This is a genomic window from Pseudomonas mendocina (assembly GCF_900636545.1).
GTDB classification, from domain to species: Bacteria; Pseudomonadota; Gammaproteobacteria; order Pseudomonadales; family Pseudomonadaceae; genus Aquipseudomonas; species Aquipseudomonas mendocina.
Genome location: NZ_LR134290.1, coordinates 3063336 through 3082209, shown reverse-complemented (window position 1 = coordinate 3082209; position 18874 = coordinate 3063336). Strand labels below are relative to the sequence as shown.

General features: G+C 62.8%; 7 protein-coding genes. 3 read left to right on the top strand and 4 right to left on the bottom strand.

Going from position 1 to position 18874, the window contains the following annotated elements; all coding sequences use genetic code 11:
- Positions 1 to 177: 177 nt before the first annotated feature.
- Positions 178 to 12132 (top strand): retention module-containing protein, encoded by an 11955-nt coding sequence (locus EL191_RS14225; RefSeq protein ID WP_126403485.1) that lies wholly within the window; start codon positions 178 to 180, stop codon positions 12130 to 12132.
- A 149-nt stretch (positions 12133 to 12281) separates the two neighbouring features.
- Positions 12282 to 12623: a hypothetical protein gene (locus EL191_RS14220; protein ID WP_013716143.1), complete on the top strand. Its 342-nt coding sequence runs from the start codon at positions 12282 to 12284 to the stop codon at positions 12621 to 12623.
- Positions 12624 to 12699: 76 nt separating this feature from the next.
- Here the strand turns inward: EL191_RS14220 and lapD are convergent, their stop codons facing one another.
- From lapD to EL191_RS14200, 4 genes are all read right to left on the bottom strand, one after another.
- Positions 12700 to 14640 carry a cyclic di-GMP receptor LapD gene (gene lapD / locus EL191_RS14215; protein ID WP_041980942.1) on the bottom strand — a complete coding sequence of 647 codons (1941 nt, stop codon included), beginning with the start codon at positions 14638 to 14640 and terminating at the stop codon, positions 12700 to 12702.
- A 10-nt stretch (positions 14641 to 14650) separates the two neighbouring features.
- Positions 14651 to 15331 carry a cysteine protease LapG gene (gene lapG, locus EL191_RS14210; protein ID WP_041980944.1) on the bottom strand — a complete coding sequence of 227 codons (681 nt, stop codon included), beginning with the start codon at positions 15329 to 15331 and terminating at the stop codon, positions 14651 to 14653.
- A gap of 150 nt (positions 15332 to 15481) precedes the next feature.
- Complete coding sequence (locus tag EL191_RS14205) at positions 15482 to 15880, bottom strand: YbaN family protein (RefSeq protein ID WP_013716140.1); 399 nt, start codon at positions 15878 to 15880, stop codon at positions 15482 to 15484.
- A gap of 42 nt (positions 15881 to 15922) precedes the next feature.
- Positions 15923 to 16507 carry a UPF0149 family protein gene (locus tag EL191_RS14200; RefSeq protein WP_013716139.1) on the bottom strand — a complete coding sequence of 195 codons (585 nt, stop codon included), beginning with the start codon at positions 16505 to 16507 and terminating at the stop codon, positions 15923 to 15925.
- A 169-nt stretch (positions 16508 to 16676) separates the two neighbouring features.
- On the opposite strand from EL191_RS14200, the gene recQ reads away from it, so the two are divergent.
- Complete coding sequence (recQ, locus tag EL191_RS14195; protein ID WP_013716138.1) at positions 16677 to 18809, top strand: DNA helicase RecQ; 2133 nt, start codon at positions 16677 to 16679, stop codon at positions 18807 to 18809.
- Positions 18810 to 18874: the final 65 nt, after the last annotated feature.

Sequence of the window (18874 nt, the reverse complement as noted above, 5' to 3'; positions counted from 1 at the left end):
ATGGAGTAGTTCGACGCATGCTGTGGTGACATTTTTTTGTCAGTAGCGTTTTTTGGATTTTGCGCCGTTCCATTTCAATCAGCTGTGTGGGTTCTCTCCTCTGCTTCGAAAAGGTGCTCTGACCCTTTCGGTAAGTACGTGTCGGCGGTGGTCGGCAGCTGTAGTGAGGATGGAATCATGGCTACTCTTATTGGTGTCGTCAGTCAGGTTGTCGGCGAAGTGTTCGCGGTAGCGAGCGATGGATCGCGCCGGCCAGTCAGCGAAGGTGATCGGCTCTATGCAGGCGAGCAACTCATAACCGGAATGTCCGGTGCGGTTGCGGTGGCTCTGACCAACGGTCAGGAGCTCACCCTGGGGCGTGACAGCGGCATCGCCCTCAATGCGCAACTCATCGCGAGTCGCGATGAGCTTCAGGCTCCCGTCGTAGAAGTTTCCCCCACAGCGCCGAGCGACGATGACCTCACCGATGTCGAGCGCCTACAGGCTGCCATCGAAGCCGGTGACGACCCGACCCAACAGGGCGAAGCTACAGCCGCTGGCCCAGGGGCTGGCGCAGGTGGCGCGGGGGGAGCCGGTGGCGGCCATTCCTTCGTGATGCTCAGTGAAGTCGGCGGGGCACTGGATCCGGTCATTGGCTTTCCCACTGGGCCGCTTGCAGCAGCCCCGCTGTTTCCCGAAGGCGAAGTATTCGCTCCTGCCGATTTCAGCCCCGAGCTGACCGTGGTCTTCCTGGACAAGGAGGGCAGTGTGGTCACCGGCCCCGGTGTGGTGGATGAGGCCGCACTGAATGGTGGCGAGAACGGCGGCGGTCAGCCGGGCAGCAACCCCGGCAGCGACGCCGAAACGACCTCGGGCACCCTGATCATCAACTCCCCCGATGGCATCGGCCGTATCGAAGTGCTGGACGCGAGCGGCAACTGGGTCAACGTCACTGGTGGGGGTGTCGTGCAGGGCGCTTATGGCGTGCTGGTGTTCGACGCCGCCGGCAACTGGACCTACACCCTGACCGACAATAGCCTGGATCACAGCAACCCCAATGCGATTGGGGCTGACGATCAGCTGTTCGATAACTTCAGCGTGCGCGTATTCGATCTCGATGGCGACGTGTCGCCCACCGTGCCGCTGATCATCGCCATCAACGACGACGGCCCCAGTGCCGGCCTGGAATTTTCCCGCGAAGGTGGTGAGGTGGTACTCGACGAGAGCGCCGGCCTGCAGCCGGGCAGTCACGACGTCGCTGGTCCGTTAGCGGTGTTCAATGGCGTAGCCAATCCGTCTTCCGACATGCGCGCCTACGCGCAAGGTACTGCTCCGGCGGTCGTGGCCAACTATAACTTCGGTGCCGATGAAGGTGGTGCTACCGCCGTCTATTCCCTGGCGCTGGTCGGAAGCGGTGAAGGCGAACAGGGCCCGCAGGTGCAGGCGGTTGGTCTCACTACTACCAGCGGTAGCCCCATCACCCTGAGTGTGGAAAACGGCCTGGTGGTTGGTCGCGATGCAGGTGGTAACGCTGCGTTCGCCATTTCCATCGACCCGGACACCGGCATTATCAGTGTTGTTCAGTACCAGTCCCTGCATCACCCCGATGCGAGCGACGCCAATGACAGTATCGACCTCAGCGGTCTGATCCGCGCCGTACTGACCGTTACCGACGGCGACGGCGATCAGGCCGTTGCCAGCGCCGATATTGGCCAGTTGATCCGCTTCGTCGACGACGCTCCGACCGCAGCCATCGAGCGAGTCGAGGGCGTGCGCGTTACCCACGACGAGAGTGCCGGCCTGCAGAATGGCATTGCCACACCAACCCCGGGCGGCGATGCCAACGACAACGACACCAACGCTGGGTCTGTGGTGGGCCTTTTCTCAAGCGTGAGCAATACCGGTACCGACCTTTCCAGCCCTGGCTATGCGACCAGCAATGGCGCGGTGGTGGACATCTCCGGCAGCAGCACTGGTGAGGACAACGAAGGGGCCACTACCGTGCTCAGCCTGTCCATCGTCGGTGGTGACGGCAGCGATTCCGGGCTCACCACCACCGATGGGCAGACCATCCGCCTGTATCTGGAGAACGGCCTGATCGTTGGCCGTGTGGACGGTGGTGAAACCAGTCCGGGCGCGGCGGCCTTCGCCATCGCCATTGGCCAGGACGGCAGTATCAGCGTCGCCCAATACATCTCGCTCCACCATCCAGACACCGGCAGTGCTGACGATGCCGTGAGCCTGGCCGGCAAGGTCCGCGCCGTGGTCACCGTAACCGACGGCGATGGCGATGTGGACACTGCGCAGGTTGGTATCGGCGGCGCCATCCGCTTCGAGGACGATGGCCCCACCGCGGTCATTCAGCGGGTCGAGGGTGTGCGTGTCACCCATGACGAGAGCGCTGGCCTGCAGAACGCCACCGAGACTCCGACGCCTCAGGGGGACGCCCTGGATGACGACACCGGCAATCCGGATGTGATCGCTCTGTTCGCCGGCGTGAGCAACGTCGGTACCGACCTGGAAGGTTATGCCGCCAGCGCCGGCCCCGTGGTCAGCATCGCCGGCACCAGTACCGGCGAGGACAACGAAGGCGCAACTACCGTGCTGAGCCTGGAGATCACTGGCGGCGACGGCACCGATTCGGGCCTCACCACCACCGACGGCCAGGTCATTCGCCTCTATATGGAGAACGGCTTGATCGTCGGCCGCGTGGACGGTGGCGACCAGGGCCCTGGCGCAGCGGTGTTCGCCGTCGCCATCGGCCAGGACGGCACCATCAGCGTCGCCCAGTACATGTCGCTCAACCACCCGGATACCGGCAGCCGCGATGAGGGTGTCGATCTCGGCGGCCTGGTCAGGGCCGTGGTCACCGTCACCGATGGTGATGGCGATGTAGACGTGGCCAAGGTCAACATCGGCGGCGCCATTCGCTTCGAGGACGATGCTCCTACCGCCAACATCCAAGTAGTCGAAGGTGTGCGCGTTACCCACGACGAAACCCCCGGCCTGCAGAACGGCACCGCCACTCCGACACCGGGCAGCGATGCCAATGACAATGACACCAACACCCCCAGCGTGATCGCGTTGTTCAGTAGCGTGACCGATGCCGGCACCGCGCTAACGACCGGCTACGCCAGCAGCAATGGCCCGGTGGTGAGCACCAGCGGCAGCAGCACCGGTGAAGATCAGGAGGGCGCGACCACCGTGCTCAGCCTGGCAGTGCAGAATGCAGACTCGGGCCTCAGTGCCCTGGACGGCTCGCCTATCGTTCTCAGCGTGGAGAATGGCTTGGTCGTCGGCCGCGTGGACGGCGGCATCTATAACGGCCAGGCCGCCTTCGCTGTAGCCATCGGCCAGGACGGTAGCATCAGCATTGCCCAGTACCTGCCCCTGCAGCACCCGGATACCACCAGCCATGACGAGGCATTGAACCTCTCCGGCAAGATTCGCGCCGTGGTTACCGTCACCGACGGCGATGGCGATGTCTCGGTGGACTCGGTGGGCATCGGTGGCGTCGTGCGTTTCGAGGACGACGGCCCCACCGCCACCAAGGTGACAGCTACCAATGTGTTTGATGACGAGGGCCTCAACGGTGGCATCAACGGCGGCCCTGGCGATGTCTCCGGCGCCCACACCAGCACCAGCGGCAACCTTGGCTACGACGCCGGCGCCGATGGCCTGAAGTCCATCGAACTTAGCGGCCCCAGCACCTTGGGCAGTGAGAACGTGACGTCTACCTGGGACCCGGACACCAATACCCTGACCATTAGCAGCGTCCGTGGCGACCTGATGACCGTGGTGCTGACCGACCTGGCCAGCGGCGCCTACACCGTCAACCTGCTCAAGCCGCTGATGCACACCGTGGACGGCACCGAGGACAACATTACCCTCAATGTTGGCTACAAGGTCACCGATGGCGATGGCGACACCGCCGACGGTTCCCTCACGGTCGCCATCAACGACGACACTCCGACCTTGCAGGTAGGGGCCCTGGACCTGAACTCCTCGGTGACCTTCCACGGCACCGATGCCGGCTACAGCAACAGCTACGGCTACTACATCAAGGGCGAGGATGGCACCCCACTTAGCGGCAAGGTGATCTGGGCCAACGTCCATGACCAGAGTAGCGGCGACACCTTCGACCTGGGCGACCTGGATCCGGCCAGCACCGGTTTCTTCATCATCCCCAATGGCGGCGGTAACGCCGGCTTGCTCAACGGTGCGGACGTCACCTTCCAACTGGTAGGGGGCAAGTGGCAGGCCTTCGTCGGTGGCACGCCACTGATCGGCGCCGACGGTGCCAACGTGCTGTTCAGCGATGCCACCCTCAACCCCGGTGGTTCGCACCTGCAGGACACCGGCAATGCCGGCAACCAGAACTGGGAAGACAAGACCGATACCTCCGACTACGACTACAACGACGTCAGCACCAGCGTCACCTGGGGGAGCACCTTGCAGCTGCAGGTGGACGAGACCCATCTCGGGCAGGGTAACATTTCCACCGCCACTGCCGATTTCAGTGGCCTGTTCAACGTGCAACCCGGTGCCGATGGTCTGGGCAGCCTGGACTACGAACTGCAGGTCACCAACCCGGCTTCCGGGCTGGTCGACACCGAGACTGGCGAAGATGTCGTGCTGTTCCTGGAAGGCGACCAGATCGTGGGCCGTGTCGGCGACGCCAACGGTGAGGCCGTCTTCACCCTGACCGTGAGCGCGGACGGCAAGATCACCCTCGAACAGCTACGTGCCATCGAACATCCGACCGCCGATCCGGACGAGGCGGCCTTCCTCGGCTCCGGTCACGTCGAGCTGAAACTGACGGTGACCGACGGCGATGGCGACAGCGTCAGTGGCGGCCTGGACATCGGCAAGGTCATCAGCTTCCGTGACGATGCCCCGAGCATCAGCGCTGGCGAGATTGCCACCGGCGAGCTTGAAGTGGATGAGACCAATCTGCTGGTGGACAAGACCGTCGACTACAGCGGTGCTTTCACCAGCAGCTACGGCGCCGATGGTGCCGGCAGCATCAGCTACAAGCTGGACATCAGCGCCAGTGGTACCGACAGCGGCCTGAAGGACTCCGCCAGCGGCGGCAACATCAAGCTATACCTCGAGGGTGGGCAGGTGGTCGGCCGCGTGGGTGGCCCTGCTGGAGCCATCTCCTTCACTGTCTCGGTGGATCCCGATGGCAAGGTGACTCTCGACCAGAAACTTGCCATCGTGCATTCGCCCAACACCGGACCTGACCAGGCCACTGGCCTGTCGGCTGCCGATCTGGTGAAACTGGTGGCGACCATCACCGACAAGGACGGCGACAGCAACAGCGCCAGCCTCAACCTGGGTAATGCCATCAGCTTCAGGGATGACGCGCCGACCATCACTGCCGGTCAGGCCGCCAACGGCAGCCTGGAGGTGGATGAAAGCTTCCTTGGGGTCGACGCCACCCGCGACTTCAGCGGCGTATTCACCCATAGCTTCGGCAATGATGGCGCGGGCACTATCACCTACGCGCTGGCCATCAGCGCCGAGGGCGCCAGTACTGGGCTGAAGGACACCGCCAGCGGCAGCGATATCAAGCTGTACCTTGAAGGGGGCGAAGTGGTAGGCCGCGTCGGCGACCAGAGCGGCGCCATCGCCTTCAAGGTCACGGTGGATGCTGTCGGTAAGGTCACTCTTGATCAGAAACTTGCCATCGTGCACTCACCCGACAGCGGGCCTGACCAGGCAGCCGGCCTTTCCGCCGCCGACCTGGTGAAACTGGTCGCGACCATCACGGACAAGGATGGTGACCCGGACAGCACCACCCTCAATCTGGGCAATGCCATCAGCTTCAAGGATGACGCGCCCAGCATCCGTGCCACGGCCATTCCGGCGGACAGCCTGCAGGTGGACGAAACCAACCTGCTTGGCAACGCTACCACTGACTTCAGCGGCGCTTTCATCAAGGCTTATGGCGCCGATGGTGCCGGCAGCATCAGCTACAAGCTGGACATCAGCGCCAGTGGTGCCGACAGCGGCCTGAAGGACACCGCCACCGGCAGCGACATCAAGCTGTACCTGGAGAACGGCGAGGTGGTCGGCCGCGTGGGTGACCAGAATGGCGCCATCTCCTTCAAGGTCACGGTGGATGCCGACGGCAAGGTCACCCTCGACCAGGTGCGCGCCATCGTCCATTCGCCGAACTCCGGCCCTGACCAAGAGAGCAGCCTGGGTGCGGCCGACCTGGTGAAGCTTGTGGCGACCATCACCGACAAGGATGGTGACTCCAACAGCGCCACCCTCAACCTGGGTAATGCCATCAGCTTCAAGGACGACGCGCCGACCATCAGCGCCGGCCAGGCAGGTGTCGCCAGCCTGCAGGTGGACGAGACCACCCTGGCGATCAACGCCACCACCAACTTCAGCGGCGCCTTCACCAGCAATTACGGCGCCGACGGTGCTGGCTCGATCAGCTACGTGCTGGACGTGAAGTCCCAAGGCGTCGACAGCGGCCTGAAGGACAGCGCCAGCGGCAGCGATATCAAGCTCTACCTGGAAGGTGGTGAGGTGGTGGGGCGTGTGGGCGACCAGAACGGTGCCATTGCCTTCAAGGTTACGGTTGATGCCTCCGGCAACGTCAGCCTTGATCAGGTACGTGCCATCGTGCACTCGCCCAACACTGGGCCTGACCAGGCCACTGGCTTGTCGGCTGCGGATCTGGTGAAACTGGTGGCGACCATTACCGACAAGGACGGCGACTCTAATAGCGCCAGCCTCAACCTGGGTAATGCCATCAGCTTCAGGGACGATGCACCGACCATCAGCGCCGGCCAGGCGGGTGTCGCCAGCCTGCAGGTGGACGAGACCACCCTGGCGATCAACGCCACCACCAACTTCAGTGGCGCCTTCACCAGCAATTATGGCGCCGACGGTGCCGGCACCATTGGCTACGCGCTGGAGGTCAAGGCTCAGGGCGCCGACAGCGGCCTGAAGGACAGCGTCAGCGGCAGCGATATCAAGCTGTACCTTGAAGGGGGCGAAGTGGTGGGCCGTGTCGGCAGTGACACCGGTGCCATTGCCTTCAAGGTCACCGTGGACGGCTCCGGCAACGTTACCCTCGATCAGGTGCGTGCCATCGTGCACTCGCCCAACACCGGACCTGACCAGGCAACCGGACTGTCGGCTGCCGATCTGGTGAAACTGGTGGCGACCATCACCGACAAGGACGGCGACAGTAACAGCGCCAGCCTCAACCTGGGTAATGCCATCAGCTTCAAGGACGACGCGCCGACCATCAGCGCCGGCCAGGCGGGTGTCGCCAGCCTGCAGGTGGACGAGACCACTCTGGCGATCGACACCACCACTGACTTCAGTGGCGCCTTCACCAGCAATTACGGCGCCGACGGTGCCGGCACCATCGGCTACGCGCTGAAGGTCAAGGCGCAGGGTGCTGATAGCGGCCTGAAGGACACCGCCAGTGGCAGCGACATCAAGCTGTACCTTGAAGGGGGCGCAGTGGTAGGCCGCGTCGGCGACCAGAACGGCGCCATCGCCTTCAAGGTCACGGTGAACGCCTCTGGCCACGTCACCCTCGACCAGGTGCGCGCGATCATCCATTCGCCCGACACCGGCCCGGACCAGGCCACTGGGCTTTCCTCCGCCGATTTGGTGAAACTGGTGGCCACCATCACCGACAAGGATGGCGACTCCAGCAGCGCCAGCCTCGAGCTGGGCAAGGCTATCAGCTTCAAGGACGATGGCCCGAAAATCACCGGGTTCGAGTTGCAGGGAGGCGGTCGGGTCTACGTCGACGAATCCGTCGGCACGGCTGGCTCCAGCCGGGACGAAAACGGCTATGTCGCCCCGAATGATGAGCAGGGCCACGGCAATGTGCTGGGCTACGCGCGCATCCAGGGTAGCGATCTGTTCAACCTGGCCACCAACGGTGGTTCGGATGGGCTGGACGCCTCGCGTACCCAATTTGCTCTCAGCCTGGTGAGCGAGGGCGTGGACTCCGGTCTGGACGCCACCGCTGGCGGCAACATCCTGCTGTATACCGACAGCAATGGGAATGTGCTGGGTAAGGTAGGCCTGGATACCATCTTCAAGATCAGCGTCAATACCGTCGACGGCAGCATCACCCTGGAGCAATACAAGGCCATCGCCCATGGCAACACTGCCAGCCATGACGAGCTCGCCTTGATCAGGGAAGGGCTGGTGAAACTGGGTGTGACCGTTTATGACAAGGATGGTGACTCGGACAGTGCCAGTCTGGATCTGGGCAAGGTAGTGGGGTTCGAAGACGACGGTCCCAGTGTGATCCAGCCCGATTGCGCCGAAGTCGAGGAGAGCAATGGTTTCACCACCCAAGGTGTGATCCAGGCCGACTATGGCAGTGATGGCGGCGGCTTCGACCTGTCCGCCAATGCTGGCCTGACCGACGATGGATTGTTCTACACCGTGGTCAAGGAGAACGGTGTTACCACTCTGACCGCCACGGTAGGTGATGCGCAGGGGGACGTGTTCTTCGTACTCAAGGTTTACGACGACCCCAATGTCCTCGGTGGTGGCAACAACTACGAGCTCACCATCGTCAATGCGCGTCCGGTGACCATCGCCGACTTCGACTTGCAGGCCATCGCCGCGGGACAACCGCAGGCCTCATTCCTGGTGCAGAGCGGCGAAGGCCTCGCCGTGACACTGACCGGCAGCGGTCTGGTCAACCCTTCGGAGCAGGGCGTCGGAGTGGGCGGCAACAACCTGATCAACGGCGCTGAGTCGTTGACCATGGCGTTCAGTGCAACGGTCTATTCGGCCGAGGTGAGCGTACAGAAGCTATCGTCCAGCGATCAGCTTTCGTGGACTGCGCTCGATGGCAATGGCCAGGTGGTCGCTGCTGGTACCTACAATGGTCAGGGTTCCGAGAACTCCCAGTTCAGTTTCGATCTGGCCGACTCGGCATTCACCACTGGCTCGGCCGCTGCCCTGGCGGGCGGCTTCACAACGCTGATCTTCGCCTCCAACGACGGTGACTACCGCATCCAGTACATCACGCTGGAGCAGCAGTTCCTGCCGCCAAGCCTGGATCTATCGTTCCAGGTCGATGTGGTGGATGGGGACAATGACGTGGCCAGCACCCAGCTTGACGTCTGCTTCGTCAACGATGAGCCAACTGGCGGCTTCGTCTTCGACCGTGTCGATGAAGATGGCCTGCCAGGCGGGATCCCCGGTGGCGTTCAGGATGACGAAGGGGCTACAACCCTCGTTACCGGCACCTTGGGTTACGACTACGGCGACGATGGCTTCGGCAGCTTCGCCTGGCAACCTTCCGGGCTGCCGAGCGTGACCTCCGGCGGCCAGGCGGTGGAGTATCAGGTCAGTGGCAACGGCCAGGTGCTTACCGCCCAGACCGTCGGCAGCCACCAGCCAGTGTTTACCGTGACGTTGACCAATCCGGCCACCGGTGCGTTCACGTTCGAGTTGCATGCGCCGTTGGATCATCCGGCACCAGCCTCGGGTAGCGTGGAAAACAATCTAGACTTCCAGTTCGCTTACCAGATGGTCGATGGCAATGGTTCCACCGCCCAGGGAACCCTGCATATCTCCGTGGATGACGACTCGCCGGCCCAGCCGAAGGACATCGCCAAATCCGCCAGTGAGCCCCAAGGCATCCATACCAACCTCATGGTGGTGCTGGATCTGTCCGGCAGCATGGACGATGCGCCGTCAGGCGTCAGTGGCTTCAGCACCAAGCTGGCGTTGGCCAAGGATGCCGTGCAACGTCTGATCGACAGCTACGACAACCTAGGCGACGTGATGGTACGTATCGTCACCTTCGCCAATACAGCCAGTGCCGTGGGCAATGTCTGGATGACGGCCAGCGACGCCAAGGCCTGGTTGACCGCGCTGGCCAATAACGCCGGCAACGGTTCGACCAACTATGACGATGCGCTGATCAAGGCGATGAATGCCTACGATTCGACCGGGAAGCTCACTGGTACCGGCGTGCAGAGCGTCTCGTACTTCCTCTCCGACGGGCAGCCGACGTTGTCCAACGCCAACCCTGGCAGCAACAACAGCGGCAGCCAGTACAACCCGGAACTAGGTGATGGCATCGGTGCCGGCGAAGAGGCGGACTGGATCGCCTTCCTAACGGCCAAGGGCATCAAGTCCTACGCACTGGGCATGGGGCTTGGCAGCGACCTCGACAAGACGCTGCTCAACCCGATCGCCTATGACGGCAAGGCTGGCGTCAATACCGATGGCATCCTGGTTTCCAATCTCAATCAGCTCAACGACACCCTGCAGGGGACGGTCACCGGTACGGTGATATCGGGCAACCTGATCAGCGAAGGCAGCAATGGCTTCGGTGCAGACGGCCCGGGTGTACTGCCGGTCGCGGCGATCACCCATAACAATGTGACCTATACCAGTGCCTCGGCGGCCTACGATGCGGCAAGTCATACGCTGACCTTCACCACCGCGGGGGGCGGCTCGTTCAGCGTCAACCTGCTCACCGGGGCCTACACCTACAGCTTCAACGGAGATGTGGCCGAAAACCGGACGGACACCATTCGCTACACGCTGGTCGACCGGGACGGCGATGCTGCGACCGCCGAACTCAAGTTGACCATCACCGATAGCAGCGAGGTGCATGCCTACGACAACTACAGCCAGGCTATCGTGGGGCAGACATGGGTTACGCCCGACCCAGTGACCAAGGTACTGGCGGACTTTTCCAGCACCAGTAATCCTGCGTCCTCAGGGCCCAACTACAATCCCTGGGTGTTCGACACGGTCAATGACTTCCTGCCCTCGGGTGACGAGCGCACGGTCGTTACAACCAACGACTGGGTCAACGTCGCGGCCGACAAGTGGGGCGTCAGCAGCATCGCCGTGAACAACACCAGTGGCAACAGCGGGGTCAACGGCGTACGTGTTGAAGGTGGCCAACTGCAGTTGCGGGACACGAGTAGCGCTGATGGCGTCAGTACCAAAGCCATCACGCCGTCCTTCCAGATCGCCGAGGGTTCGACGGGCACTCTGTCGTTTCAGGTCGGCCAAGCTGCTACCGGTTCCGGTGACAGCTTCACCTGGAAGCTGTACAGCCTGTCTGAAACCAATGTCTGGGATGAAGTCAGTGATGTACAAAGCCAGACCCAGGGCGCGACCATTAGCTTGCTGAACCTGGCTGGCGGCACCTACAGGGTGTATTTCGAGGCCAACGACCGCAGCTCGACCAACCAGACCCGTAACAGCAACCAGTACCGCGTGACGATCGACAACATTACTTTGGTCACCCTTGCCGCCGCGGTACTGGTCGATACCGCCACGGCAGTAGCGGGCAACGTACTGACCGACCCCAATAACTACCTCGGTAGCGATCAGCCGTGGGGTGCGGTGGACAGTAAGGGAAGCGAAGGAGCCGTACTCAGCGTGTTGGACAACGGCAATTTTGTCGCCGTAGGCACCTCGAAGGCTCTCGTCGGCCAGTGGGGAACCTTGCTGATACACGGTGACGGCGCCTACACCTATACCCCTGACCCCGATTACAGCAATCTGGGCAAGGAAGACGTGTTCACCTACCAGCTGACTCAGCCGGATGGTGACGTCAGCACGGCTCATCTGGTGGTCGGAATCGGCGCCGGTGCGGCGGTACAGCCTAACGTGCTAATGGGGAACGAGGGGCTCAACGACACCTTGCTCGGTAGCGAAGCAAGTGATGTGCTGCTGGGGTTGGGCGGCAACGACACACTCCGTGGGCTGGGCGGCAATGATCGTCTGGAGGGCGGTGATGGCAACGACACCCTGATCGGCGGCAAGGGCAACGATGTCCTGGTTGGCGGTATCGGCAACGATACCTTCGTCTGGACTGCTGACGACCGTGGCGGCAACTATCACGACATCGTCAAGGACTTCGGCAATGGCGACGACAAGCTGGACCTGTCGCAGCTGTTGCAGGGGATCGAAGGGCCCGCCACGGCCGATGTGCTGACCCAGTATCTGAGCTTCGACTTCGTCAGCGAGCCAGGCAGCACAGTGATCAACGTGGCCAGCGCGGGGAGCGGCACTCCGGTTGATCAGACCATCACCCTGGAAAATACCGTGCTGTCTGGCGGCAATGCGGCAGATATCATCCAGGGCATGCTGGATCACAACCAGTTGGTCGCCTGAGGTGCGAAGGAGCCGTTGGCCTCAGGTCAGCGGCTTCTCAGACAAACGGAAATGTTTATCAGAGTTTCCTTAGCTGGAGCACTCAACTAGAGTAAGCCCGCTACCCGTTCCGGGAGCGGGCTTTTTTATGGCGTTTGCTGGAGGCATCGATGGTTTACGTACAGCGCGACGCGGCCGGGCGTTTGTTGCGGGTTGAGCACGAGCCCTTCGAGGGGATGACGGAGAACCTGGCGGTCGAGAGCGAGGAGTTGCATAACTGGCTGGCTGCCAAGGAAGAGGTCAAGGCGCGTCTGGACAGCCTGAAACAATCCGACCTGGAGCTGGTGCGCGTTCTCGAGGACGTGGTCAGTGTGCTGGTCGAGCGTGGCGTGATCCGTTACACCGATCTGCCCGAGGCTGCGCGCCAGAAACTCGATCAGCGTGCCATCGCTCGTGCCGAGATCGAAGGTTTGAGCGGCCTGCTTGGCGACGACGAGCACCACCTCGTATGACCGGCGCCTTGCGCGCCGCGATGTATCGCCCCGGCAGGTCCATTGGCAGACGTTGAGCAAGCCCCCGTAAATCACTTCATTGCCAGGGCGTCGGCGCGCCGATCAAACGGCCCATGGCGCCGTTTATTCCCAGTTCGGTGAGCGCCTCGAGTTCGCCCTGGGTTTCCACCATCTCCGCAATCAACGGTAGATCGATGCTGTTGGCGGCACGGAACACTGCTTCGATGAACATCCGCTTGTCGCTCTCCAGGTCGATGGCGCGGATATAGGTGCCGTCGATTTTCAGGTAGGCGAGGCCCAGATGGGTCAGGTTGCCAATCAGGCTGAAGCGTCCACCGAAGTGCTGCAAGCCCAGGCCGTAACCGATTTCACGCAGGTTCTGGCTCAAGGCCTCCAGTTCTGCGGGTGGTGGCAGGTGGCGCTCGTCCACTTCCAGGGTCAGCAGGCTTGCCTGCTCGGGGTGGCTCCTGAGCAAGGCGAGCAGTCGTTCCCGCTGCACAGGTTCGCGCAGGGTCGCGGCGGACAGGCTCAGCGCCAGGGGCTCGGCGTGTTGACCCAGGTGGGTGAGGGCGTGTTCGAGCATCGCCAGGTCGAAACGGGCGCTCCAGCCTAGGCGTTCGATCCATGGCAGGAAGCGCCCGGCGGCGATGGCTTCGCCCTGCGGATCGAGCAGGCGCGCCAGCACCTTGCGGTGCCACAGACGCCCTGAAACGCATTCCACCACCGGTTGGAAGTACAGCTGCAGCTTGCCCTGGTTGAGTGCATCGTCGATCCAACCGCGCCAGTTGTGCAGTCCCTGAGCACCCTGCGCGGTGAAGTCGTCGAGGCGTTCCCAGCAGCGCACTGCATTGCTCTGTGCCTGGGCCAGCGCCTGATCGGCTCGGCCAATCACGCTGGCGGGGGCCTCGCCTGGGCGGAATGCGGCGATTCCCAGGTGGGCCACGGGGTTGCAGTCACTGGCGCCGGTCTGGCGCAGGTTGCTCAGGTGCTCGCTGATCTCTTCAGCGAGACGATCTGCGTCATCGCCGTTCAACCCCGGTGCAAGAAGGGCGAACTCGCCACCGCGGCTGCGCGAGGCCAGCCATTCGCCGCATTCCGGTGCTTCCAGTAGGCGCCTGAGCAGATCGCCCAGGGCGCTGATAAGCGCATCGGTACGTTGCCCGCCCAGACGCTGATTGAGCCCGCCGAGATCGTTGACACGCAACAGCAGCAGATAGCCCTCGGCATTCTGCTCGTTGACTACCAGTTGATTGTCCAGACGAATATCGAACTGGCGACGGTTGGCCAAGCCGGTCAGGCTGTCCTGGTACGCCTCTTCGCGGAGCTTTTCGCTGCGTGTGGCCTCTTCGGCGAACAGCGTCTTGAGCTTGTCGACCATCTGGTTCATGGCCAGGACCACGCGTTTCAGCTCCGGTGTACGTGGCACGCGGGGCAGGGTGAGGAACTCGCGGCGGGTAATGGCTTGCGCTTGTTGCACCATATTGTCCAGCGGGCGCAGTTGGGTGCGCAGCAGCCAGCCGCCGAGCACGGCGCTGACCAGGCCGCAGAGCAACAGCCAGATCAGGCTGCCAATGGCGCCGTCCCACAACTTTGCCAGGGCGAATTGCGGATGGCTGAGCACTTCGACCCTCGCGGCCTGTTCCCAGCCGCGCATGATCAGGGCGTCGCCACCTTCGGGTTCCAGATTCACCAGATCGACGAACCACTGCGGGACATTCTCTGCGCGCACCTCGGTGCTGCGTTCGACCAGCACCTTGTTCTCAGGGATGCTCACCACGCGGATGCTGGCGAAGTAGCCGCTGTCGAAGATCGAGCTGACCATCAGTTCGAGCATCGCCGGGTCATCCACATGGGGCGTCATCGACAGGCCCAGAGCCGTGGCCGCGTCCTGGGCATGGGAGCGTAGCTGGCTGAGTAGTTGTTCACGTGAAGTCTCGACACTGGCGACGAAGCTGCCGGTAAAGGCCACGACCAGGAACAGGCAGATGGCGAGGAACAGTTGTTTCAGTAGGGACATATTCTTTCTCCTAGCCTTCGCCCACGGCGAAGCCCTCGGCATGCATTTTTTTCAGAATGTCCTGCCAGCGCGAGAGCTTCTTCGAGTCGCTCTTGCGGGTGTTGGAACCAGGCAGGTAGAGGCCTTCGGCATTGAAGGCGTAGACCGGGAGCAGGTCCTTGCGCTGTGAGGCGGGGCGGATGTCGTTGATCAGGTTGTCCAGCACCAGCGGTTCGGCGCTCGGGCTGGCGTAGTAGGTCAGCACCATGTGCGCCTGGTTGTAGTTCAGCGCCTTGACGTAGGTGATGCGCAGTTTCTCGCTGGGGATGCCGAGGCGTCGCAGGGTGAAGTACTTGGCGATGGAGTAGTCCTCGCAATCGCCGGCGCCCTTGACCAGCATTTCCACGGGGGTGGCCCAGTAGTCGTTTTCGCGCCAGAGTTGAATGTCGTCGACGAAGCGCACCTTGCGGTTGAAGAAACGATTGACCTCGTTGAGCTTGTCTGGCTCCGGCAACGCCGCGCTGGTCTTGATCAGCTCTTCCCAGTCGAGCAGACGGGTTCGCGCTGGGCCGAGGTTGCCGTAGCGGTTCTCGGCATTCTTGATGATCAGGGCGAAGTCCCAATCCGCCTGGGATAGCGCGGCCAGCAACCCACTGCCGATCCAGAGGATCAGCAGTCGCCACCGCCATCGCTGAATGCGCAGCCGTCGCATGGGTCGAGTCTCAGTGCCTGATCGTCGAAGTCTAGGCGAGGTGTCGACTTCTTGCCGGTCGCTTCGCTGGAAAAAGAAAGCGGTGTCAAAAGGTTGTCGAGGTGTTGGCCGGCTTCGTAGCCCGGATTGCATCCGGGCCATGCAGAGCGCTTACGGATTGGGCAGGGTTTTCTGTTTGAGTATGTAGATGCTCACCAGCACCGCGCTGGTGAGCATGAAGGCGCGTGCCCAGGGTAAGGGCACCAGATAGCAGGAGAAGGCGATGCTCGCCCACATCAGCACCAGCGCGTAGACCTTGCCCTTGAGCGGGATGCCATGACCTTCGAGGTAATCGCGAATCCAAGGCCCCAGGTGCGGATGGGTGACCAGCCAGATGTAGAAGCGCCTCGAGCTGCGCACGAAGCACGCGGCAGCCAGGAGCAGGAATGGTGTGGTCGGCAGCACCGGCAGGAAGATGCCGAGGACCCCAAGGGCGACGCTCAGCCAGCCGATGCCCAGCAGCAGATAGCGGACACTGCGATGGCGGCTTGGCTGGATGTCATGCGGCATGGGCAGTCTTGGCGGCAGCCGGGGCAGTGCCCCGGCTCGCGGTCAGTGGCGGGGCTTGAGCAGCGCTGGTTTTTCTTCCGGAGCCTGGCACAGCAGGAACAGGGCGGTTAGCAGCTCGGGAATCTGATCGATCATGCTGTCCACCAGATCGCGGTCACGGGCAATCTCGGCGAACTCCTGCTGCTCGTCGAACAGCCCGGAGCCGACCATGATCGGCAGCAGCAACTCGCTGACTTCGTCTTCGGCATCCTCGAACCAAACCGCTTCACGCAGGAACACACCTTCCATGAAGCCGATGCACCAACCGCGCAGGTCGGAATCGTCCGGCTCGTCACCAAGATCGAGATCGCAGGGTAGTTCGGGTTCTTCTTCGCCAGCCAGCTGACGTGCGATATGCGCCTTCAGGTGGATCAGGGTGTTCTCGATCTCTTCGCGCTCGGCGTCGCTGCGATAGTGCGGCGGCTCGGCGAACAGCGCATCGATCCACTCGCGCTCCGGCACCTGATCCGGGCAGATCGCCAGGGCAGTGAGATAGCCGTGGGCGGCCACGTAGTCCAACGCCTCTTCGTGCAGCTCATCGGCATCGAGAAAGGCTTGCAGGCGGGACAGTTGCTCAGCGAAGGACATCGTGCGGTTACCTTGGGGCTTGGGATAAACGAGGTTGGATTCTAGTTCACCGCCGCCTCTGCGACCAGCATAGGCGCTCTGCAAGAGGCGATTGAGCGGCTTCGGACGGGTAGGCGCCCTGTTCGGTGCGTTCCTGCGGCATAATGCGCGGCTCGATTTGGAGGCCTTCATGCTCGACCACGCCCTGCGCATTCTCAAAGACGTTTTCGGCTACGACGCCTTTCGCGGCAACCAGGCCGCGATCATCGAGCGTGTGGCGGCAGGCGGTGATGCGCTGGTGCTGATGCCCACCGGTGGCGGCAAATCGCTGTGCTATCAGGTGCCGGCGTTGATGCGCGAAGGCCTGGCGGTGGTGGTTTCCCCGCTGATCGCGCTGATGGACGATCAGGTGGCGACACTCGACGAGCTGGGCGTGGCAGCGGTGGCATTGAACTCCACGCTCAGCGTCGATGAACAACGCGAGATTGCCGACCGCATCCGCCGCGGGCAGATCAAGATGCTCTACCTGGCGCCAGAGCGCCTGGTGCAGCCGCGTATGCTGAATTTTCTGCAGGGCCTGGACATCGCTCTGTTCGCCATCGATGAGGCGCACTGCGTATCGCAGTGGGGCCATGATTTCCGCCCGGAATACCTGCAGCTCGGCCAGCTTGCCGAGCTTTTCCCGCAGGTGCCACGCGTTGCCCTGACCGCCACGGCCGACAAGCGCACCCGCGAGGAGATCGTCCAGCGCCTGCATCTGGATAACGCCGAGCGCTTCCTGTCGAGCTTCGACCGGCCGAACATCTTCTACCGCATCCAGCCCAAGGATCAGCCACGCAAGCAACTGCTCGGCTTTCTCGCTGCGCGCAAGGGCGATGCGGGCATCGTCTATTGTCTGTCGCGCAAGAAGGTCGAGGAGGTCGCCGACTTTCTCAGCAGCCAGGGCTTTCCGGCGTTGCCTTATCACGCCGGCCTGCCCAACGAGCTGCGGGCCTACCATCAGAAGCGCTTTCTCAACGAGGAAGGCCTGATCATGGTGGCGACCATCGCCTTCGGCATGGGCATCGACAAGCCCAACGTGCGCTTCGTCTGCCACCTGGACCTGCCCAAGTCGCTGGAGGCCTATTATCAGGAAACTGGTCGTGCCGGTCGTGACGGGCTGCCGGCCGATGCCTGGATGGCCTATGGTCTGCAGGACGTGATCTTCCTCAAGCAGATGCTGGCCAACTCCGATGGCGACGAGCGCCACAAGCGCATCGAACAGCACAAGCTCGATGCCATGCTGGCCCTGTGCGAGGAAACACGCTGCCGTCGTCAGGCGCTGCTGGCCTATTTCGACGAGGAACTACCGCAGCCATGCGGGCACTGCGACAACTGCATCGACGGCGTTGAGACCTGGGACGCCACCGAGCCAGCACGCCAGGCGCTGTCTGCCATTTACCGCAGCGGTCAGCGCTACGGGGTCGGCCATCTGGTGGATATTCTCCTCGGCCGCGATAACGAGAAGATCCGCGCATCCGGCCACCAGCACCTGGCGGTGTTCGGTGTCGGCAAAGGGTTTTCAGAGGTCGAGTGGCGAACGCTGTTCCGCCAGTTGGTCGCCCGCGGCCTGGCCGATGTCGATCTGGAAGGATTTGGTGGCCTGCGTCTGGACGAGAGCTGCAGGCCACTGCTGCGCGGTGAGGTCAGCCTGCAACTGCGCCGCGAACCGAAGCCGGCGCAGGCGGCCAAGGCCTCCAGCAGCGCCGCCAGCCAACTGGTGCGTGGCCACGAGCGGGACATGTGGGAGGCCCTGCGCAGCCTGCGTCGCAAGCTCGCCGAGGAGCACAGCGTGCCACCTTACGTGATCTTCCCTGACGCCACGCTGCTGGAGATGCTGCGTAGCCAGCCCAGCTCGCTGAGCGAGATGGCCGAGGTCAGCGGCGTGGGTGCGCGCAAGCTGGAGCGTTACGGGCAGGCTTTCCTCGAGGTGCTCAATGGCGCCGCCGCGGATGCAGCACAGGCTCCGGTGGCCGATCTGCGCCACGAGCTGGTCAGTCTGGCACGTGCCGGCATGACGCCTGCGCAGATTGCCGGGCAGCTCAAGTGCACCGAGAAGAACGTCTACAGCCTGCTGGCCGAAGCCATCGCCGAGCAGCAACTGACCCTGGAGCAGGCGCTTGACCTTCCCGAAGAGCTCCTCGGCGAGATTCAGGAGAGCTTCCTCGACGGCGAGGGCGAACTGCCTGCAGTCAGTGAGATCGCGCCTTTGTTCGCCGGACGTGTCGACGAGGCAGTGCTCTACTGCGTGCGTGCGGCCCTGCAGGCCGAGTTCGAACTCTAAAGCATGGGTGGCGAACTCGCCGCTGCGCTTCTGGCGTCATCTCCATGACAAGGCTAAGGTGTCGA